Annotated in this window: 24 protein-coding genes; 18 read left to right on the top strand and 6 right to left on the bottom strand. The window is 69.0% G+C overall.

What is annotated here, in order from left to right:
* The first annotated feature begins 10 nt into the window (after window positions 1-10).
* The 11 genes from xrtQ (at window position 11) to AC3A6B_RS22760 (ending at window position 10,750) form a co-directional block, all read left to right on the top strand.
* Window positions 11-946, top strand: coding sequence for an exosortase Q (gene xrtQ, locus AC3A6B_RS22810; protein WP_487838924.1), 936 nt, complete (start codon window positions 11-13; stop codon window positions 944-946).
* Complete coding sequence (locus AC3A6B_RS22805; protein ID WP_487838923.1) at window positions 924-1,499, top strand: hypothetical protein; 576 nt, start codon at window positions 924-926, stop codon at window positions 1,497-1,499. The genes xrtQ and AC3A6B_RS22805 overlap by 23 nt, the downstream gene beginning before the upstream one ends.
* A gap of 10 nt (window positions 1,500-1,509) precedes the next feature.
* The gene (locus tag AC3A6B_RS22800; protein ID WP_487838922.1) at window positions 1,510-2,781 is read left to right on the top strand and encodes a biosynthetic peptidoglycan transglycosylase; all 1,272 of its coding nucleotides are present in this window, start codon (window positions 1,510-1,512) and stop codon (window positions 2,779-2,781) included.
* 87 nt (window positions 2,782-2,868) lie between these two features.
* Window positions 2,869-3,978 carry an ABC transporter ATP-binding protein gene (locus AC3A6B_RS22795; RefSeq protein WP_487838921.1) on the top strand — a complete coding sequence of 370 codons (1,110 nt, stop codon included), beginning with the start codon at window positions 2,869-2,871 and terminating at the stop codon, window positions 3,976-3,978.
* Window positions 3,979-4,030: 52 nt separating this feature from the next.
* Entirely contained in the window at window positions 4,031-5,305 is a 1,275-nt protein-coding gene (locus AC3A6B_RS22790; protein ID WP_487838920.1) for an ABC transporter substrate-binding protein, read from the top strand.
* Between the two features lie 121 nt (window positions 5,306-5,426).
* Window positions 5,427-6,344 carry an ABC transporter permease gene (locus tag AC3A6B_RS22785; RefSeq protein ID WP_487838919.1) on the top strand — a complete coding sequence of 306 codons (918 nt, stop codon included), beginning with the start codon at window positions 5,427-5,429 and terminating at the stop codon, window positions 6,342-6,344.
* Between the two features lies 1 nt (window position 6,345).
* On the top strand, window positions 6,346-7,236 hold the full coding sequence (locus tag AC3A6B_RS22780) for an ABC transporter permease (protein WP_487838918.1): 891 nt from the start codon (window positions 6,346-6,348) through the stop codon (window positions 7,234-7,236).
* Window positions 7,236-7,982, top strand: coding sequence for an aspartate/glutamate racemase family protein (locus AC3A6B_RS22775; protein WP_487838917.1), 747 nt, complete (start codon window positions 7,236-7,238; stop codon window positions 7,980-7,982). The genes AC3A6B_RS22780 and AC3A6B_RS22775 overlap by 1 nt, the downstream gene beginning before the upstream one ends.
* Before the next feature lie 32 nt (window positions 7,983-8,014).
* Entirely contained in the window at window positions 8,015-8,914 is a 900-nt protein-coding gene (locus tag AC3A6B_RS22770; RefSeq protein ID WP_487838916.1) for a pirin family protein, read from the top strand.
* A 77-nt stretch (window positions 8,915-8,991) separates the two neighbouring features.
* Complete coding sequence (locus tag AC3A6B_RS22765; protein ID WP_487838915.1) at window positions 8,992-10,062, top strand: flavodoxin family protein; 1,071 nt, start codon at window positions 8,992-8,994, stop codon at window positions 10,060-10,062.
* 139 nt (window positions 10,063-10,201) lie between these two features.
* Window positions 10,202-10,750, top strand: a complete 549-nt coding sequence (locus AC3A6B_RS22760; RefSeq protein WP_487838914.1) for a Spy/CpxP family protein refolding chaperone — start codon at window positions 10,202-10,204, stop codon at window positions 10,748-10,750.
* Between the two features lie 66 nt (window positions 10,751-10,816).
* Here AC3A6B_RS22760 and AC3A6B_RS22755 read toward each other — a convergent pair whose 3' ends face one another.
* Window positions 10,817-11,173, bottom strand: a complete 357-nt coding sequence (locus AC3A6B_RS22755; protein ID WP_487838913.1) for a serine/threonine protein kinase — start codon at window positions 11,171-11,173, stop codon at window positions 10,817-10,819.
* A 249-nt stretch (window positions 11,174-11,422) separates the two neighbouring features.
* Here AC3A6B_RS22755 and AC3A6B_RS22750 point away from each other — a divergent pair, with 249 nt between their 5' ends.
* The 4 genes from AC3A6B_RS22750 to AC3A6B_RS22735 are packed head-to-tail and all read left to right on the top strand — an operon-like array spanning window position 11,423 to window position 14,974.
* Window positions 11,423-12,151, top strand: a complete 729-nt coding sequence (locus AC3A6B_RS22750) for an endonuclease/exonuclease/phosphatase family protein (RefSeq protein WP_487838976.1) — start codon at window positions 11,423-11,425, stop codon at window positions 12,149-12,151.
* A 2-nt stretch (window positions 12,152-12,153) separates the two neighbouring features.
* On the top strand, window positions 12,154-13,383 hold the full coding sequence (clsB, locus tag AC3A6B_RS22745) for a cardiolipin synthase ClsB (RefSeq protein ID WP_487838912.1): 1,230 nt from the start codon (window positions 12,154-12,156) through the stop codon (window positions 13,381-13,383).
* Window positions 13,380-14,342: a lysylphosphatidylglycerol synthase domain-containing protein gene (locus AC3A6B_RS22740; RefSeq protein ID WP_487838911.1), complete on the top strand. Its 963-nt coding sequence runs from the start codon at window positions 13,380-13,382 to the stop codon at window positions 14,340-14,342. The genes clsB and AC3A6B_RS22740 overlap by 4 nt, the downstream gene beginning before the upstream one ends.
* Window positions 14,339-14,974 carry a UdgX family uracil-DNA binding protein gene (locus AC3A6B_RS22735; RefSeq protein WP_487838910.1) on the top strand — a complete coding sequence of 212 codons (636 nt, stop codon included), beginning with the start codon at window positions 14,339-14,341 and terminating at the stop codon, window positions 14,972-14,974. Before AC3A6B_RS22740 ends, AC3A6B_RS22735 begins: the two co-directional genes overlap by 4 nt.
* A gap of 12 nt (window positions 14,975-14,986) precedes the next feature.
* On the opposite strand, the gene AC3A6B_RS22730 is transcribed toward AC3A6B_RS22735, so the two are convergent.
* Window positions 14,987-15,559: an acyloxyacyl hydrolase gene (locus AC3A6B_RS22730; RefSeq protein WP_487838909.1), complete on the bottom strand. Its 573-nt coding sequence runs from the start codon at window positions 15,557-15,559 to the stop codon at window positions 14,987-14,989.
* Window positions 15,560-15,731: 172 nt separating this feature from the next.
* On the opposite strand from AC3A6B_RS22730, the gene AC3A6B_RS22725 reads away from it, so the two are divergent.
* Genes AC3A6B_RS22725 through AC3A6B_RS22715 form a run of 3 tightly spaced genes read left to right on the top strand, consistent with a single transcriptional unit; the run spans window position 15,732 to window position 17,133 of the window.
* Window positions 15,732-16,220, top strand: coding sequence for a polyhydroxyalkanoate granule-associated phasin (locus tag AC3A6B_RS22725; protein ID WP_487838908.1), 489 nt, complete (start codon window positions 15,732-15,734; stop codon window positions 16,218-16,220).
* Window positions 16,221-16,276: 56 nt separating this feature from the next.
* Window positions 16,277-16,690, top strand: coding sequence for a MerR family transcriptional regulator (locus AC3A6B_RS22720; protein WP_487838907.1), 414 nt, complete (start codon window positions 16,277-16,279; stop codon window positions 16,688-16,690).
* Entirely contained in the window at window positions 16,687-17,133 is a 447-nt protein-coding gene (locus tag AC3A6B_RS22715) for a PaaI family thioesterase (RefSeq protein ID WP_487838906.1), read from the top strand. The genes AC3A6B_RS22720 and AC3A6B_RS22715 overlap by 4 nt, the downstream gene beginning before the upstream one ends.
* Here the strand turns inward: AC3A6B_RS22715 and AC3A6B_RS22710 are convergent.
* From AC3A6B_RS22710 to AC3A6B_RS22695, 4 genes are all read right to left on the bottom strand, one after another.
* On the bottom strand, window positions 17,102-18,286 hold the full coding sequence (locus tag AC3A6B_RS22710) for a metallophosphoesterase (protein ID WP_487838905.1): 1,185 nt from the start codon (window positions 18,284-18,286) through the stop codon (window positions 17,102-17,104). The two genes, AC3A6B_RS22715 and AC3A6B_RS22710, sit on opposite strands and share 32 nt — an antisense overlap.
* A gap of 88 nt (window positions 18,287-18,374) precedes the next feature.
* Complete coding sequence (locus AC3A6B_RS22705) at window positions 18,375-18,686, bottom strand: hypothetical protein (protein WP_311732035.1); 312 nt, start codon at window positions 18,684-18,686, stop codon at window positions 18,375-18,377.
* A complete protein-coding gene (locus AC3A6B_RS22700) occupies window positions 18,683-19,147 on the bottom strand; it encodes a hypothetical protein (protein WP_487838904.1) in 465 nt (154 codons plus the stop codon). Before AC3A6B_RS22700 ends, AC3A6B_RS22705 begins: the two co-directional genes overlap by 4 nt.
* Before the next feature lie 108 nt (window positions 19,148-19,255).
* Window positions 19,256-19,753: a hypothetical protein gene (locus tag AC3A6B_RS22695; RefSeq protein WP_487838903.1), complete on the bottom strand. Its 498-nt coding sequence runs from the start codon at window positions 19,751-19,753 to the stop codon at window positions 19,256-19,258.

Genomic DNA, 19,753 nt, shown 5'->3' with positions numbered 1-19,753 from the left:
GGACCGCAAGATGACGCTGGCCCGACTCGCCCAAACCCACCCGCGCGTCTTCGACTGGGGCATCCGGCTCGACCGCGCACCGGCCGCCGTCTGGCTGGCGCTGCAGGCCGCCGCGCTGACGCCGACCTGGCTCTGGATGGCCCGGCGACTGCGCGACGGCTCCGACGATCCGCTCGGCCTGCTCGCGCTCGCGGCGCTGACCGTGCTGGCCTGGAAGCTGCGGCATTCGCTGCGCGCCGCACCGCGGCTCGGCTGGCTCGCGCTGGCGAGCGCCGGCACGCTGGCCGCGACCCTGCTGCGCACCGGGCCCGGCGTGGTGCCGACGCTCCCGCCGCTGGCGGCCGGCCTGCTCGCGGTGCTGGCGCTAGCCGCCGGCCTGCTGGCCTTCTTGCCCAGGCGCGTGGCGGCGCTGCCGGTCGTCGGCCTGGCGGTGCTCGCGCTGCCGCTGCTCTCGTCGCTGCAGTTCTACGCCGGCTATCCGCTGCGCGTGATCACGGCCGAGGCCAGCCGCTGGCTGCTGGCGCCGGGCTTCAGCATGGCGCGCGAGGGCACCAGCCTGCTGGTCGACGGCCGGCTGGTGATCGTCGACGCACCCTGCTCCGGCGTGCAGATGGTCTGGCTCGGCTACTTCACCGCCTGCGCCGTGGCGCTTTGGGCGCGGCGCGGCGACCGCAGCTTCCTGGCCCGGCTGCCCGCCGTGGGGCTGCTGGTGATGGGCGGCAACATCCTGCGCAACAGCGTGCTGGTCGGCTTCGAAGGTGCGGGCCTGGCGCTCGCGCCCTGGCTGCACGAGGCGCTCGGCCTGGCCGTGCTCGCGCTGGTGTGCGGCGGCGTCGCCCGGGTGATGGCGCCGGCGCGCCCGCCGCAGGAACGCTTCGTCCCCGCCGCCATCCCCGGCCTGATCACTACCGCAGGAGCTCGCCGTGTCGACACCGCTCTTTCTTGAACGCTTCTTCGCCAACCGTTTCGTCAACCGCATCGCGCACAAGGCGGTCTTCGCCTTCGTCATGGGGTTGTGCCTCGTCTGGTCGGCCGCCTTCGCGCTGCGGCCGCAGGCTGCGCCGGCAACGGCCACGAGCTTTCACGAGTGGCCCAGCCAATGGGACGGCGCCGCGCTGCGCCCGCTGGCCTTGAGCGAAGTCGAGCGGCGTTTCGCGGAGCGCTTTCCCGGCGCGATCGCGCGCCTGACCGACGGCCGGCAGACGCTGGTGCTGCGCGAGGTCCACGCGCCGACGCGCATGCTGCACCCTGCTGCCGACTGCTACCGCGCACTCGGCTATCGCATCGAGCAGGCGCACCTTTCGCGCGATGCCCAGGGCCGACTGTGGCGTTGTTTCGTCACCGAGGGCCCCGGTGCGCAAAAGTTGCGCGTTTGCGAGCGCATCGTCGACGCCGAGGGCACGGCTTTCACCGACACTTCAGCCTGGTACTGGGCCGCAGCGAGCGGCCGGTCCCACGGACCCTGGCAGGCTGTGACCCTGGCAAGACCGATCGAGTGAGAGACATTTCTTGAAGAAAGCGCTGCTCTACCTGTTTTTTGCGTTTCTCGCGCTGGTGTTGACGGCCGTGGTGGCCATCTACCTGGTCGTGAAACTGGCGCTCGCGCCCGGCCCCGACGAGTGGCCGACCCGCGTCAAGACGGGCCCCTTCAGCCTCAACGTCGGCGTTCCCACGGCGATCCGCCTCGCCACCTCCTCGTGGTTCGCGCCCTGGCTCGACGGCCGTTCGCTGGCCACGCGCCATGGCGTCATCCGCTTCGGCTGGAACGAGCCCGCCGCCACGCTCGAACTGCGCTGCGCGCCCTGCAGCGCCGCGGTGCCGGCGCTCGGCAGCGCGCCGATCCGGCTCGACAGCCTGCTGGTCACGGCGCGGCGCGACGCCGGCTCGCTCAACGGCACGATCGAAGTCGCACCCGCCGCGACCACGGTGTCCACGGTGGCGGGCGACAACGTGCTGCGCGCACGCTGGGACGGCCGGCTCACGCAGAAGACCCTGCAGCTGCACATCGATGCGCCCGAGGCGCCGATCGCACGCTGGTACACGGTGCTGGCGCCCGAGCTGCCGGAGCTGCAGAAGGCACGCATCGGCGGCACGCTGGGCCTGCGCGCACAGGTCGACCTGCCGGCCGGCAGCTTCACGCTGCACCCGCGCATCGCGCAGTTCACGGTCGAGGGCCTGGGCACCGAGGCCATGCTCAACACCCGCAGCAGCTGCGGCGCCCCCGCCCGGCTGGCCAACGACAGCTGGCTCGCGCGCGCCGTGATCGCGGCCGAAGACCAGCGCTTCTTCAGCCACCCCGGCTACGACCTGGCCGAACTCACGGCATCGATCGCCGCCAACCAGAAGGCCGGCCAGGTGGAGCGCGGCGGCAGCACGCTCACGCAGCAGCTCGGGCGGCTGCTCGCCGCCGGCAGCGAACGCAGCGCCGACCGCAAGCTGCGCGAACTGCTCTACGCGGTCGAGATGGAGCAGACCTTGGGCAAGGCGCGCATCCTGCAACTCTACCTCGACAACGCGCCCTGGGGCCCCAATCTCTGCGGGGCCGAGACCGCCGCGCGCCGCTACTTCAAGCGCAGCGCGCGCAACCTCGAGCCGGCCCAGGCGGTCTGGCTGGCCGCGATGCTGAACAACCCGGGCCAGGCGGTCGAGAAGTGGCAGCGCGAGGGCAGGATCGACGGCGAGCGCGCCAGGTCGGTGGCCGAGGGCATGCGCGGCATCACGCGGTTCCAGCGCGAGGCGCTGATCAAGAACGTGGCCAACGCGCGCTTCGCGCCACCCTGAAGCGGGCATCCGAGCGCACCAACTCGGCGCGCTGCGCGCCAGCCGGCGGCCCGGGGCGCTGGCACATGTCTTGCGAAGTCGGCATCGATGGATGCTGTCACCGCCCTCCCGCCTGCAGCCGTTGAAATCGTCGCGCTCTCCAAGCGCTATGCCGCCGGCGCGCCGCCTGCCGTCGACCAGATTCACCTGCGCATTGCCAGCGGCAGCTACTGCTGCCTGCTCGGCCCCTCGGGCTGCGGCAAGAGCACCACGCTGCGCATGGTGGCGGGGCACGAGTCGGTGTCCGGCGGCGACATCCTGCTGGACAACCGCAACATCACCAACCTGCCCGCCGCGGCGCGCGGCACCGCGATGATGTTCCAGAGCTTCGCGCTGTTTCCGCATCTCTCTGCGCTCGACAACGTGGCCTTCAGCCTCAAGATGAAGGGCGTCTCCAAGGCCGAGCGCCACAAGCGGGCGGGAAGCCTGCTCGAGCGCGTCGCCATGGGGCACCTCGCCGGGCGCAAGCCGGGCGAGCTCTCGGGCGGCCAGCAGCAGCGCGTGGCGCTGGCGCGGGCCCTGATCACCGAGCCGCGCGTGCTGCTGCTCGACGAGCCGCTGTCGGCGCTCGACCCCTTCCTGCGCATCCAGATGCGCGCCGAGCTGCGGCGCTGGCAGAAGGAGCTGGGCCTCACCTTCATCCACGTCACGCACTCGCAGGAGGAAGCGATGGCGCTGGCCGACACCATGGTGGTGATGAACCATGGGCTGATCGAGCAGGTCGGCTCGCCGCACCAGGTCTACAACCATCCGGCCAGCGAGTTCGTCGCGCGCTTCATGGGCGGCCACAACGTGCTGGACACGCCCGAAGGCTTGATCGCGGTGCGCAACGACCACATGCAGGTCGCGCCCGCCGGAGCGAACGGCGATGCCGGCCTCGCGGCCTGCGTGACGGACGTCGAATACCAAGGCACCTACGTGCTGATGGGCCTCAGGCTCACCGCCGCGGCGCCGGCGCGCAGCGGCGTCTCGGTGCTGTTGTCGGAGAAGGCCTTCGGCATGCATCCCTATGCGGTCGGCGACGGCGTGCGCCTTTCGTGGTCGCCGGCCGATGCGCGTCCCTTGGGGCCCGGCGCCGTCCGCCCTACGGGCGAACCGCCCGCCGGGTCGGTGTCGCGGCCTGCGCCCCTGTCCGCACTCGCGGCGATGGCGGCCTGATCGCCGCCGCCCATCTGTCCAGATTCATCACCGCACCATCAGGAGCCAAACCATGTCCAAACCGATCGATTCATCCGCCGACAAGGGCGTGCAGCGCCGCACCCTGCTCCAGGGCACCGCGGGCATCCTCGCAGCCGGCGCGTTCCCCGCCATCCACGCGCAGGAAAAGATCGTGCTGCGCTACCTCGGCACCGCGGTCAACCAGGACAAGGCGATCGCCGAGAAGTTCAAGGCCGACACCGGCATCGAGATCCAGTACGTGGCCGTCACCACCGACGACGTCACCAAGCGCGCCGTGACCGCACCCAACAGCTTCGACCTGATCGACACCGAGTACTTCTCGCTCAAGAAGATCGTGCCTACCGGCAACCTGAAGGGCATCGACACCAGGAAGATCAAGAACGCCGACAAGATCACTTCCCTCTTCACCAAGGGCGAAGTGGCCGGCAAGAAGGTGGGCGACCAGGGCACCGCGCCGAAGAAGGTGATCTTCCTCGAAGGCGAGAAGAGCAAGGTCTTCGCGAAGTCGCCGACCCAGTTCATGTCGCTCATCCCGACCGTCTACAACGCCGACACGCTGGGCATCCGCCCTGACCTCATCAAGCGCCCGATCGGCTCGTGGGCCGAACTGCTGAACCCGGAGTTCAAGGGCAAGGCCGCGATCCTCAACATCCCCTCGATCGGCATCATGGACGCGGCGATGGTGGTGGAGGCCAAGGGCATCCACAAGTACGCCGACAAGGGCAACATGACAAAGGCCGAGATCGACCTGACGATCAAGACGCTGATCGAGGCCAAGAAGGCCGGCCAGTTCCGCGCGCTGTGGAAGGACTTCAACGAGTCGGTCAACCTGATGGCCTCGGGCGAGGTCGTGATCCAGTCGATGTGGTCGCCGGCCGTGACGGCCGTGCGCACCAAGGGCATCGCCTGCAACTTCCAGCCGCTCAAGGAAGGCTACCGCGCCTGGGCCGCCGGCTTCGGCCTGCCTGCCACGCTCTCGGGCAAGAAGCTCGACGGCGCCTACGAGTTCATCAACTGGTTCCTCGACGGCTGGGCCGGCGCCTACCTCAACCGTCAGGGCTACTACAGCGCCGTTCTCGACACTGCGAAGGCCAAGATGGAAGCCTACGAGTGGGCCTACTGGATGGAGGGCAAGCCCGCCGCGCAGGACATCAAGAGCCCCAACGGCGACCTGCTGGCCAAGACCGGCTCGGTGCGCGACGGCGGCAGCTACGAGCAGCGCATGGGCGGCATCGCTTGCTGGAATGCGGTGATGGACGAGAACGAATACATGGTGAGGAAATGGAACGAGTTCGTCGCAGCGTAATGCCCCGCCCCCGTCCCTCGCTCACTTCGTGTAGCTCGACTCCCCCCTCAAGGGGGCGACACCAGCGGCCCGGCAAAGCCGGTTCCGCGGTGTCTCCCGAACGGGCGTCGCTGCGCTTGCCGTGAGTGCGGTTCCGGCCTCCACGCACGTGGCGCTGGCGCCTGCACGTGCCATCAAGGCCTGGTGGCAGGCCGCGCCCTTCGCGCTCGTCTTCCTGCTCTTCTTCCTGATCCCGCTGGCGCTGATCGCGATGGTCAGCCTCTGGAACTTCAACGAGTACGAGCTGATTCCTGCAGTCACGCTGCGCAACTACGCGAGCATCTTCGAAGGCTGCTCGCAGCTCACCGACAACGGCGACCTCTGCGTCACGCTCTCCACCTACCTGAGCACGCTCAAGTTCTGCCTGCTGGTCTGGGCCATCACGCTCGCGATCGGCTTCGCGGTCGCCTACTTCCTGGCCTTCCACGTGCGCTCGCCGGGCATGCAGACCCTGCTCTTCGTGCTGTGCACCGTGCCCTTCTGGACCTCGAACGTGATCCGCATGATCTCGTGGGTGCCGCTGCTCGGGCGCAATGGGCTCGTCAACCAGGGCCTGGTGGGGCTGGGCCTGGTCGACGCGCCCGTCGAGTGGCTGCTGTTCTCGAACTTCTCGGTGGTGCTGGCCTTCGTGCATCTCTACACGATGTTCATGATCGTGCCGATCTTCAACTCGATGATGCGCATCGACCGCTCGCTGCTCGAGGCCGCGAGCGACGCCGGCGCCTCCGGCTGGCAGACGCTGTGGAACGTGATCGTGCCGCTCTCGCGCACCGGCATCCTGATCGGCTCGATCTTCGTCATCACCATCGTGATGGGCGACTTCGTGACCATCGGCGTGATGGGCGGCCAGCAGATCGCCTCGGTCGGCAAGATCATCCAGGTACAGACCTCCTACCTGCAGTTCCCGCTCGCGGCGGCCAACGCGATGATCCTGTTGGCGGTGGTGCTGATGATCATCTGGGGCCTGACGCGGCTCGTAGACATCCGCAAGGAGCTGTGACATGAGCACGCGAATCGGCGAGCAGCGCAGCCCCGGCTTCTGGCCGCTGGCGATCGTCTTCGCGCTCTTCGTGCTCTTCCTCTACGGCCCGATGATCACGATCTTCGTGCTGAGCTTCCAGGGGCCCGAAGGCGGCCTCACCTTTCCGCTGCGCGGCGTCTCGCTGCATTGGTTCCGCAAGCTCGCCGAAGGCCTGGGCACGGTCGACATCGGCGCGGCCTTCCGTCGCTCGCTGATGCTGGGTGCGGTGGTCATGCTCTTCACCGTCGCGCTCTCGGTGCTCGCGGGACTGGCGTTCCGCAAGAAGCTCGCCGGCGGCAATGCGCTGTTCTTCGTCACGGTCGCGAGCCTGATCATGCCCTCGATCATCGTGTCGCTCGGCATCGGCTTGCAGTTCCGGCTGCTCGACAGCGGCATCAAGGGTGCGCTCGCGGCCGCGGGGGCCGACGGCACGCTCGAGAGCTACGGCACCGCCCTGGGCCTGCTCAGCTCGGCGCTGGGCGCGCACCTCACCTGGACGCTGCCTTTCGGCCTCTTGATCATGTTCGCCGTCTTCAACCGCTTCAACCCGGCCTTCGAGGAAGCTGCGCGCGATCTCGGCGCCACCCCCTGGCAGAGCTTCCGCCACGTGGTGCTGCCATTGATCGGGCCGTCCGTGGTCGGCATCGGCATGTTCGGCTTCACGCTTTCGTGGGACGAAATCGCGCGCACCTCGCAGGCCATCGGCGACGTCAACACGCTGCCGCTCGAACTGCAGGGCCTGACCTCGACCGTGACCACGCCGTCGATCTACGCGCTCGGCACGGTCACCACCGTGGTCTCCTTCCTGGTGATGGCGCTCGCGCTGGGCTCCGCGGCCTGGTTGCGGCGGCGTGCGACACGGCGGCGCTGATGCCGCGCCTGCTGGTCATCAATCCCAACACCTCGGCGACGGTGAGCGCGCTGCTCCAGCGCCACGTGCAGAACGAAGTGAGCCCCGCCTTGAAGGTGCACACCGTCAGCGCCCGCTTCGGCGCGCCCTACATCGACAGCGAGGCCGGTTACGCCGTGGCGCAGCACGCGGTGCTCGATGCCTGGGCCGCGGCGCTGGCCCGTGGCGAGCGGCCTGCGGCGGTGCTGATCGGCTGCTTCGGCGATCCGGGCCTGTTCGCGCTGCGCGAGATCTGCGGGATGCCGGTGGGCGGTCTCGCGGAAGCGGCCTTCGCAGCCGCGGCACGGCATGGGCGCTTCGCCGTCGTGACGGGCGGCGAACGCTGGCGGCCGATGCTCGAGCGCCTGGCCCTGGCGCTCGGTCACGCGCCCTCGCTCGCCGGCATCCACACGGTGGCACCGAGCGGCGCCGAGCTCGCCGCCGATCCGGCAGGCGCCCGCGCGCTGCTGGCCGAAGCCTGCCGCGAGGCAGCAGCGCGTTTCGACGCGCAGGCCGTGATCCTGGGCGGCGCCGGGCTCGCCGGCATGGCCGCCGCCATCGCAGCCGAGCTTGCAGTGCCGCTGATCGACAGCGTGAGCGCAGGCGCGCGCTGGGCCATCGAAGCCGGGCGCACAGCAGCCGGGCCGCGCGCCGCCGGCCTCGAAGTGGCCTGGCAGGGCGTGTCCTGGGAACTCGAGGCGCTATACGGGCGGCAGCCCCACCCCTGACGCGGTCTCCGCTCCGTGCCACCATGGGTTGCATGAGCACATCGAACACCACCACCCATGCCGTCGAACCCGCTGCGCTGGCCCGGCCGCGCGGCATCGACCAGATCGTCGCCGGCGTCTCCACCAGCGATGGCGACGGCGTCAAGCTCACGCGCGTGCTGAACCAGACGCTGCAGCAACGGCTCGACCCCTACCTGATGCTGGACGCCTTCGGCAGCGACAACCCGGGCGACTACATCGGCGGCTTCCCGAGCCATCCGCACCGCGGCTTCGAAACAGTGACTTACATGATCGCGGGCCGCATGCGGCACCGCGACAGCGAAGGTCACGAAGGCCTGCTGGAGAACGGCGGCGTGCAATGGATGACGGCCGGCCGCGGCCTGGTGCACAGCGAGCTGCCTGAACAGGAAGAGGGGCTGATGGAAGGCTTCCAGCTCTGGCTCAACCTGCCCGCCAAGGACAAGATGCGCACGCCCTGGTACCGCGACATCCAGAGCGACGAGATTCCCGAGTTCCGCACACCGGCCGGCGTGCATGTGCGCGTGATCGCGGGCGCAAGCCACGGCATCCAGGGCGCGGTGCAGCGCGAGCGCACCGAGCCGCTCTACCTCGATCTCACGCTGCCGCCCGGTGCCGAGTTCGCCCAGCCGCTGGCGCCCGACCGCAATGCGCTGCTCTACGTGTTTCGCGAATCGCTCTTCATCGGCAGCAGCGAGATCCCGACCAAGCGCATGGCGATCTTCGCCAACGACCCCGAAAGCGACGGCGTGCTGCTGCATGCGCCCGCCTCCAACCACAGCCCGGCGCGCGCTCTGCTGATCGCGGGCAAGCCCTTGCACGAACCGATCGCGCAGTACGGCCCCTTCGTCATGAACACGCGCGAGCAGGTGACGCAGGCCGTGCACGACTTTCAAGACGGCAAGCTCGGCTGAACTGTAGTCGCGCGCCTACGGCATTTCGGCCGGCGCGGTGCGGGCCCGATGCGCGGCGGTTGCCTACATTCGGCCGCATGACCGAAGTCCGCAAGGGCCAGGCGCCGCCCACGCTCGAACGCGCCGAATTCCACGAACGCTTCATGCAGTCGTACCGGGACCCGGCCTTCCAGGCCGAGGCCGAAGCGCTCGGCCGCATCGAAGTCGTCGCCTGGGAGGCCTACCAGCAAGGCCGAAAGGCGCCGGTGACCCGCAAGGCCGGGCCCGGCTATGCGGACCCCGACTACGAGCTCTCGGTCGACTGGCTAGAGGCCAAGGCGCGCATCGAGCGCGCGCAGGCTGCATGGGGCAGGCCGGAGACAAGGTCGCGCGTGCTGCTCGTCAACGGCTCGCCGCGCAACGACGGCACCTGCCCCGGCGAGATCTCGAAGACGCATCGCCTGCTGCAGCTCGCCAAGCCGGTGCTCGAGGGCGAGCAGATCGAATGCGATGTGCTGGACCTGAGCCTGCTCACCTCCGAGTACGGGCGCCAGATCCATCCCTGCAAAGGCTGCGTCTCGACCGCCATGCCGCTGTGCCACTGGCCCTGCAGCTGCTATCCCAATCACTCGCTGCGGCAGACCGGCGACTGGATGAACGAGATCTACGAACGCTGGGTGTCCGCGCACGGCGTGATCCTCTTCACGCCGACGCACTGGTACCAGGCGGCGAGCCCGCTCAAGCTCATGGCCGATCGCCTGGTCTGCGCCGACGGCGGCAACCCCGATCCCACCTCCACCCACGGCAAGAAGCCGGACGAGGCCAAGGCGATCGAACTCAAGGGCTGGGACTACCCCAAGCACCTGGCGGGCCGCGCCTACGGCCTCGTGGTGCACGGCGACGTCGCCGGCGTCGAGAGCCTGCGCCGCAATCTCAGCGACTGGCTCGACTGGATGGGCCTGGTCGACGCCGGCGCCCAGGCGCGACTGGACCGCTACATCGGCTACTACGCGCCCTACGCGACCAGCCACGATGCGCTCGACGAGGACACCGGGGTGCAGGAAGAAGTGCGCAACGTCGCGCGTGCGGTCGCCCGCGCTGTGGCCCGCTTGCGCGCAGGCCGGCTCGAAGCGCCCGATGCCGGCCTGGCGCCTCCGCGGCCTAAGTAGGGCGCCGGCATCGGTACGCGCCGAAATCTTTCTTTACGCAGGCACAACGCGGAGCTCACGGCCGGGATACAGAGCGCTTCGACACTTGCTCTCACCTGCTGCCCATCGGCGGCGGGCTTCTTCGAAAGGAAGCACTCTCATGATTTCGTCTCGCCAAAGCCTTCTCCTGGCCGGCCTGCTCGCCTCGGCCACGTTCGCCTCCTCCGCTGCTTTCGCCCAGGCGCCCCTCGCGGCGCCGGCCCCGCCGGCTGCCGAGGCACAGGTGGGCGCCTCCAAGGCCCCGGCGCAAGCCAAGCACGCGGACCGCGCCAAGCGCTTCGAGCGCATGCAGGCCCATCGCGCCGAGCGCCTGGCCGCGCTGAAGCAGAAGCTGCAGCTCAGCCCGGCGCAGGAAGGCGCGTGGAGCAGTTTCGCCACCGCGCAACAGCCGCCGGCCCGCGCAGCCGGGCAAGGCCGCCCGGACCGCGCCGAGCTGGCCAAGCTGACGACACCGCAGCGCCTGGACCTGATGCAGAAGCGCCACGCCGAACGCAGCGCGATGTTCGCCAAGCGCATCGATGCCACGCGCAGCTTCTATGCGGCGCTCACGCCCGAGCAGCAGAAGACCTTCGATGTGGAAGGCATGCGCTTCGGTCATCGCGGGCACGGCCATCGCCACCATGGCCATGGCGAACCCGCCAAGAGCTAAGCTCTTCGTCGTCGGCCGATCAAAAAGCCCGCATCGCTGCGGGCTTTTTTGAGCTCGGCGCGCACCTTACTGCGGCGTGCCGGTCTTGTCGGTCGGGTTGGTCGGAACATCAGGCCGCTCACCTCTCTCGCCGAAGCGCGGCTTGACCTTGCGTGCCTGCTGGCTCACGTCCTTGCGCGACTGTTCGCCGGTCGGCCGCGGCATCGCGTTGGGCTGGGCGTTCACCGTGGTGGTGGCTTCGCCCTTGGGCACCGGGTTGTTGGCATTGTTGCGGTTGTGGGCACGCGCCTCGGCCTTCACGGCCTCGCGCGATGCGGGGTCGCTGCCGTCGGGCCGCCCCGTTACGGTGCTCTGCGCGACGGCGATACCGGCCAAGCCCATCAGGCCGGAGAGGAGGGTGGTGGCAATGAAACCCTGCTTCATGGTGACTCCTTGTCTCTTGAGATCAACGAATGTGAGCCCTTTCCATCAAGACTCCGTTTTCACCGTAGGAGCACCCTGGGCCGCACGGTGTGGGGATGCGACAGACCCGCCTGTAGGAGTTGACCCTCGCCGGGCACAGGCCGGCGCAAGCTCCTACAGCCGCCACGCATGCGCCGGCTTACAACCAGGCATGTGAAGCCCTCCTCTCCTTCGCCCGGCGTGGCGGCACCGCCCACCTCCCTCAAGGTCATGACCGTGAACACCCACAAGGGCTTCACTGCGCTCAACCGCAGGTTCATCCTGCCGGAGCTGCGCGAGGCGGTGCGCACGGTGGGCGCAGACGTCGTGTTTCTGCAGGAGGTGCTCGGGACCCATTCGCGCCATTCGCGCAAGATCGACAACTGGCCGGAGGCGCCGCACTACGAATTCCTGGCCGACACCATGTGGCCCCAGTTCGCCTATGGCCGCAACGCGGTCTATCCCAAGGGGCACCACGGCAATGCCGTGCTGTCGAAGTTTCCGATCGTCCACTTCAAGAATCACGACGTGTCGATCGTGGGCCCCGAGAAGCGCGGACTCCTGCATTGCGTGCTGCGCCTGCCCGGCCGGCCGGTCGACGTGCACGTGATCTGTGCCCACCTGGGCCTGGCCGAGCTTCATCGGCTGCAGCAGCTCGAACTGCTGTGCCACATCGTGCGCGACGAAGTGCCGGCCGATGCGCCGCTGATCGTCGCCGGCGACTTCAACGACTGGCGAGGCCGCGCGCACGAGATCCTCGAGCAGGGCGCGTCGCTGCGGGAGGTGTTCGTGCAGGCCAACGGCAGCGCGGCGAAGACCTTCCCCGCGCGTTTTCCGCTGCTGCCGCTGGACCGCATCTACGTGCGCAATGCCGGCGTGCATGCGCCGGTCGTGCTGCCGCGCAAGCCCTGGTCACACCTGTCGGACCATGCGCCGCTGGTGGCAGAGATCGAGTTGTAGCCATGGCCAATCGCTGGGTTGCGGGCAATCGCGTCGAGTTGCTCGAGAACGGCGAGCAGTTCTTCCCGCGCGTGTTCGATGCCATCCGCCATGCGCAGCGCGAGGTGATCATCGAGACCTTCATCCTGTTCGAGGACAAGGTGGGCACGGAGCTCCATGGCGCCTTGCGGGCGGCGGCGCAACGCGGCGTGAAGGTCGACCTGTTGGTCGACGGCTTCGGCTCGCCCGATCTTTCCGACGAATTCATCGAGGGGCTGACCTCGGCGGGCGTCAAGGTGCGCGTCTTCGATCCGGGCCAGCGCTTCCTCGGCCAGCGGCTCAACGTCTTCCGGCGCATGCATCGCAAGATCATGGTGGTCGATGGTACGCGCGCCTTCGTCGGCGGCATCAACTTCTCTGCCGACCACCTGATGGACTTCGGCCCCAAGGCCAAGCAGGACTATGCCGTCGAGCTCGCGGGCCCGATCGTCACCGAGATCCACCGCTTCGTGCTGCGCGCGATCGCGATCGGGGGCAAGGGGCGCGGCTGGTTCAGACGCCGCCTGCGCGCGGCGCCCCCGCAGGCCAACGCGCCGGCCGGCGATGCCGAGGTGCAGTTCGTCACCCGCGACAACCGCCGCCACACCAACGACATCGAGCGCCACTACCGCGCCGCCATCCGCAGCGCCCGGCAGCGCATCGTGATCGCCAATGCCTATTTCTTCCCGGGCTACCGGCTGATCAAGGAGATGCGCCGCGCGGCGCGGCGCGGCGTCGACGTGCGGCTGATTCTGCAAGGCGAGCCCGACATGCCGATCGTCAAGACCGCGGCCAGCATGCTGTATCACCACCTGCTGCACGCCGGCGTGCGCATCTACGAATACTGCGAGCGCCCGCTGCACGGCAAGGTGGCGCTGGCGGATGAGCAGTGGAGCACGGTCGGATCCAGCAATCTCGACCCGCTGAGCCTGTCGCTGAACCTGGAAGCGAATGTGGTCGTGCGCGACCGGGCTTTCAACCAGCTCATGTCGGAGCGGCTCGATGGCCTGGTGCGCGACCACTGCCAGCAGATCCAGACCTCGGATCTCACCGAATGGAGCGGCTGGCGGCTGGTGCGCAGCTTCTTCCTCTTCCACCTGCTGCGCTGGTATCCATCCTGGGTCGGCTGGCTGCCGCGCCACGCGCCGCGGCTGCACCCACTCGAAGCGCCCGCGCCGCGCGGCGGCGGCGCGACGCAGACGGACACGGCGTGAACCCGTCGCGACGCCACGCCTGGTGGATCTGGGCGAAGCGGATCGGCACCTGGGCCTTCCTCGGCCTGGTCGCCTGGCTGCTGCTGCGGCAGGCGCGCTCCATCGATTGGGACGAGGTCTTCGAATCGGTCGGCCAGATCCCGCTGCCGATGCTGCTCGCCGGCGCCGCCCTCGCCGCCTGCAGCTTCGCGCTCTACAGCAGCTACGACCTGCTGGGGCGCCACATGACGGGCCACACGCTGGGCGCCGGCTCGGTGATGGGCGTCACCTTCATCAGCTATGCCTTCAACCTCAACCTCGGCGCGCTGATCGGCGGCGTGGCCTTCCGCTACCGCCTGTATTCGCGGCTGGGCCTGGGCGGCCTCACCATCACGCGGGTGCTCGGCTTCAGCATGCTGACGAACTGGCTCGGCTACCTGGTGGTCGCGGGCGCGGCCTTCTGCTTCTGGCCGATGGACCTGCCGCCGGACTGGAAGATCGGAGAGGGCGGCCTGCGCATCCTCGGCGCGAGCCTGCTGGTGCTGGCCGCGGCCTACCTGGCGCTGTGCGCGATCGCGCGCGAGCACGTCTGGAACATCCGCGGCCATGAGCTGGAAACGCCGGCGCTGGGCATGGCGCTGCTGCAGATGCTGATGTCCTGCATCAACTGGTCGCTGATCGGCGGCGTGATCTGGTTTCTGCTGCAGCGGCAACTGCCCTACCCGCATGTGCTCGGCGTGCTGCTGGTCGGCGCGGTGGCGGGCGTGATCACGCATGTGCCGGCCGGCCTGGGTGTTCTCGAGGCCGTGTTCGTCGCGCTGCTCGCGCACCAGTTGCCGCAGAGCCGGCTGCTTGGCGCGCTGCTGGCCTATCGCGCCATCTACTACCTGCTGCCGCTCGCCGTCGCCACCGTGGCCTATGCGGTCACCGAGCTGCGCGCCAAGCGCCTGCGTGCGCAACGCCGAAGCGGGGCGGTATGAACCGCCGGGCGAGCGAGCCGCCTGCCTCGCGATTGCCGACGGATCCGGCCAGAGCGCTCGCCGCACTGCGCAAGGCTACCGACGTCTGCCGGGAATGTCCGATCGGCTGGAACGCGACGCAATCGGTGTTCGGCGAAGGACCCGTCGGCGCCATGCTGATGGTCGTCGGCGAGCAGCCCGGCGACCAGGAAGATCTTCAGGGCCGCCCCTTCGTCGGACCGGCGGGCCGCCTGTTCGACCGGGCGGCCGAACAGCTGGGATGGGTGCGCGAACGGCTCTACGTGACCAACGCGGTCAAGCATTTCAAGTTCGAGCTGCGCGGCAAGCGCCGCATGCACAAGACGCCGGCGCAGCGAGAGGTCGCAGCCTGCCTGCAGTGGCTCGAGAGCGAGGTCGACCAGGTGCGGCCGCAGGCTTTCATCGCGCTCGGCGGCACCGCCGCGCGTGCGCTGCTCGGCCGCCCCGTGGCCGTCATGAGCGAACGCGGTCGCTGGCACACCGGCCTGCGCGGGCTTCCGGTGCTGGTCACGCTGCATCCGTCGGCGCTGCTGCGCGGTGATCCGGCCGAACGCGAATCGGCCTACGCGCAGTGGCTGGCCGATCTCGCGCTGGCCGGCAAATATCTTGCGTAAGAACGATCTCGCTCAGAAGCGGTACAGGTAGCGCACCCGCACGAAGTTCTCGCCCGGGTTCGGCTTTCTGATGCCGGCGTTCGAAAAGTGCTGCAGCCGAAGCGAGAGCTCGTGTTCGCCCTGGGCACCGAAGTTGCGGCCGATGCCAAGTTGCTCGGTGAACTGGAAGCGGGTGCTGAAGCTGCGGTCCGGCGTTTGATAGCGGTCGTTCATCATCGTGATGCCGAGGCCCGCCTCGGCAAACCACGGCGACGCGCCTCGATCGAAACGATAGCGCCAGCCCGCGACGGCGCCCAGCTGCGAATAGTTGTGATGGCCGCTGCGGTCGAAGGTCGGCGCGCGCCACTGGCTCACAAAGAGATCCCAGTAGAAGGACACCGCGCCGCCCTGCACGGACTGGCGCGCCGTCCATGGCACGATGAAGCCGACGGTCAGCGATTCGGTGCTGGTGTCGTTGTGCGGTGCGCGGCCGCCCTCTGCATAGAAGCCGGGCGCGCGGTCTTCGGAGGCGGAAGCGGCGAGGGAGAGGAGCGACCAGAGTCCCGCGCACAGCAGAACCTTGGCGCAGGACGACGTGTTGGGCATTCGACTTGACCTGCGACGACAAAGTGGCGAACACCGTGCCTGCGCGCCCTGCGGCAGGCAATGGCATTTCGCCGTGACAAAAGGTAGGAAATATTCGCTCAACGGTTGCTGCAGTGCAGCACGCCGCCATCGCTAAGCCTATAGTTGCCAGACCTTTCCACGCAGAACCTCCATGTCGCCCAGCTTCTCCTCTTCCCGCTTCTTCAATCCGCTCATGCTGTGGGTCGATGTCGCCTTCAAGACGCACGAGATGCTGCTGTCTTCGGGCTCGGTGATCCAGCTGCGCACCGAACGCATGGCCCGGGCCGGGCTCTCGCCCAGTGCAGAGGACGTGGCGGAAATGCAGCTCATGGGCCACGAGAAGCTCGCGGCGGCGAGCGAATCGGGCGCAGCGATGGCGAACCAGTTGCACAGCACCCAGTTCGCGCTCGTCAACCGCGCGGTGAAGCACTGGCTGGGCGGCGCCGTCGCGCTCTTTTCGCTCAGCACCAGCACCACGCCGGCGCAGATCGAGACCCATGGCAGGGCGCTCGCCGGCGCGGCCACCCGATCGGTCGCCACGATGACCCAGCTGTCGAGCGCCGGTGCGCGCATCGCGCAGCGCGGGCTCAAGCCTATCCACGCCAAGGCCGCCTCGAACGCGCGACGGCTCGCCGGCTGAAAAAATTCGGCCCGCTCCAAGCTTCGCGCAACGCGAGGCTTGCTAGCCTTGGGCCGATGCGAATCTCGGAACTCGCCCAACGCGCCGGCGTCACGGTGCATGCGCTGCGCCACTACGAGCGGCTCGGCCTGCTGCTGCCGGCGCGCACCGCATCGGGCTACCGCGACTATCCCGAGTCGATGCGGCGCGAAGTGGTGTTCATCGCGATGGCGCGCCGCATCGGCTTCTCCCTGGCAGCGATCGGCGAACTGCTGCCTGCCTACCGGGCCGGCCGCCTCAGCATCGCGCGGATGACCGATGCGCTGGAGGAACGCGTGGCCGCGCTGGACGCGCAGATCGCCGAGCTGCAGGCCCTGCGCGCGCAGGTGATCGAACACGCGGGCTGGCTGCGCGCCCAGCGGCGCAAGCAGCCGAAGAAGACACCCTGGCCGAAGTCCCCCGCCCCATCCTCCTCGAAGGACAAGAGATGAACAGCACCCCTCAGCTTCAACGGATCGAACAGGCCGTGCTCGCGATGCCGATGGCGCGCACGCTGGGCCTGCGCTTCACGCGGCTCGCACCGGGACTGGTCGAGGTCGAACTGCCGATCGCCGAGCCGCTCACCTTCAGGCCGGGGCAGCTGCAGGCGACTCCGATCTTCGCGGTTGCCGATTTCGCCGCGGTGTCCGCCGCCGGCTCCGTGTTGCCCGAAGGATGGAGCAACGCGACCGTGGACGCCACCCTGAAGCTCGTGGCGCCCGCCGTGGGCCGCGCGGTGCGCGCACGCGGCCGCGTGGTGAGCGCCGGCCAGCTGCTCACCGTCTGCGCGGCCGAGGTCTACGCCATCGGCGAGAACGGGGAAGAAAGCCTCTGCGCCACGCTCCTGGGCACGGCGCGCAACATCAAGCCGCCGGCACCAACCGCAGCAGGGTGATTTCGGACGGCGCGCCGAAGCGCTTGGGCGGCCCCCAATAGCCGGTGCCGCGGCTCGTGTAGACCCACATCTCGTGCAGCTTGTGCAGCCCGGCCGTGAAGGGCTGCTGCAGCGGCACGAAGAGGTTCCACGGAAAGAACTGCCCGCCGTGCGTGTGGCCCGAGAGCTGCAGCTGGTAGCCGGCCTCCGCCGCCGCCGGCGCGCTGCGCGGCTGGTGCGCGAGCAAGAGGCGCGTGCGCACCAGCGGCGGCGCATCGTGCAGCGCAGCCTGTGGATCGCTCGCATGCGCGGCGTCGAAATGCGCGGCCGTGTAGTCGGTCACGCCGGCCACCACCAGCGCGCTGTCGAGCACCTCCTCGTCGGTCTGCGCGCCCCGCACATTGCGCGTCTGCAGCACCACATGCTCGTTGAGCAGCACGCGCAGGCCGAGCCGGCGCAGTTCGTCGATCCATGCGTGCGCACCGGCGTAGTACTCGTGATTGCCGGTCACCACGAAGGTGCCGTGCCGTGCACGCAGCCCCGCGAGCGGCGCGACATGCTCGCGCAGTTCGGCCACCGTGCCGTCGACCAGGTCGCCCGTGATCGCGACCATGTCGGCGCCCAGCGCATTGACCGCATCGACGATGCGCTGGATGTAGCCGCGCCGGATGGTCGGCCCGACATGGATGTCGCTGAGCTGCGCGATGGTGAAGCCGTCCAGCCCGGCGGGCAGGTCACGGATCGGCACATCGACCCGCACCACGCCGGCGGTGCGCCGCGCGTTGAAAAAGCCGATCAGCGAGATCAGCGTCGCCAGCAGCGGCACCGCCGCCGCGCTCCAGGCCTGCCCGCGCGGCCAGTCGATCGTCCAGCCGCCGAGAAGGGTGGCGAGCCAGGTCAGCAGCAGGCCGGCGTCGCGCGCCAGCGTGAGCACGAACATCGACGAGAACCATCCCATGCTCAGGAGGCCGAGCCATTTCCACCCATCGGCCAGTGGCGGCCGGCCTGCGGCGCGTGCACCGACAAAGGGCAGCGGCATGGTGGCGGCCGAGAGCACCAGCGCCGCCAGCAGCACCGCCCAGGCGCCGGTGAGCGTCGCCAGCGCAGGCAGCAGCCGCAGGCCCATATAGGCGTGCAGCAGCGTGGTGAGAAGAATCAGGGGCGGGAGCGGCATCGAGGCCTTGAAGAGTGCGCAGTGCGGACACCGCATGTGGGCGCCGCCGCATTCACATTCAAGGCGCGTGCCAGCAAAGAAAATGGCCTCAGTCGATGGCGAAGGCGATCGCGACCGCACCCAGCGCCAGGATCGCGAGGCCGGCCAGAAACAGCAGCTCTGCGCGGCGTTCATGGCGCGGTCCTTCATGCCGGGAACGCATGGACACGAAGGACAGCACCGCGCTCGCCAGGAAGATCAGCGCGTCGAAAGCGAGCAGCTTGTCGATCAGCACGCGCGAGTGGCCGTCAGGACGCAGGTGGCCGATCGACAGCACCGTCATGCAGACGCCGATCATCGTGGCCGAGGTCGGCAGGATGTGGGCCGAAAGGCCGCGGCTCTCGAGGATCCGCGGAATCACGAATGCGCGCTCACGTCCGTGCCGGCGGGCCACAGGAAGAGCGTCCGGGTCGGACTGCCGGGGCGGATCTCGACCGCCTGCTTCAAGGTCCGGCCGGCCAGCGTGGCTTCCACCTCGTAGCGTCCGGGCTCGAGCCGCGCCACCATGAACGGGCCTTCCGCCATCACGTGCGCCAGCACGTCGCGGCCGGCGGCATCGCGCACGGTCACGGAGACGTCGGCGGCGAAATCCGCGCGCGTGCCGTCCTTGATCGCGAATTCGAAGGTCGCCGGCCATCGCGGCGCGACGCTCTGCATCAATGCCGCTTCGTCGCTGCTGATGCCGCCGCTCATGTACTCGATGCCGTGTGTCATGTGGATGGGCGGGTTGTAGGCCCCATGCGCCGCCAGTGCGCCGAAAAGCGACGCGCCACCGAGTGCCAGGGCGGCCACGGGCCGCCAGATCCGGGTTGTGTTCTTCATTGCCGTGTCCTTGCTCGGATTGATGAGTTCGGTGGAGGCCAGGCATGTGCACTCCACGCCCGGACTATGGGCGGCAAGACTTAGGCGAAGCTGAATCTGCGAGAGCGCTCAGTCGCTGGTGCGGGCCGCGGCTTGTTGTTCCGGCATGAGCTGCCCGGTCGCGGTGGCGAAATCGACGTTGGATGGCCAGACGAAGGCCGCGCGGGAGGCCATCCCGTTGAACACGATCAGCGGCTGCTGCAGCGTGATCCCGGCCAGCGTGGCCTCGACCTCGTAGGCGCCGGGATCGAGCCGCGCCAGCATGAAGGGAGCGCCCGAAACGGCCTCCATCACCGGCCGGCCCGAATAGCGCTCGCGCACCACCACCTTCACGTCGGCCGGTACCTCGCCCGGTTTGGCGCGGTTGACCGAGAACTCCAGCGTCGCAGCCCAGCGCGGCGAGACCATGCGCATGAACGCCGCCTCGGCGCTGCTTTTTCCGCCGCACATGTACTCGATGCCCTGCGCCATGCGGATGGGCGGGTTGGTCGTCAGTGCGTGCGCCGAAGTCCATGCACCAAGGAAAGCCAGGGCCATCGTGGGCCACCAAAACCGGGTTGCTTTCAT

The organism is Variovorax sp. Soil_C_33 (assembly GCF_057656935.1).
The sequence above is the reverse complement of the archived record's forward strand: the minus strand, read 5'-3'. Positions and strand labels throughout refer to the sequence as shown.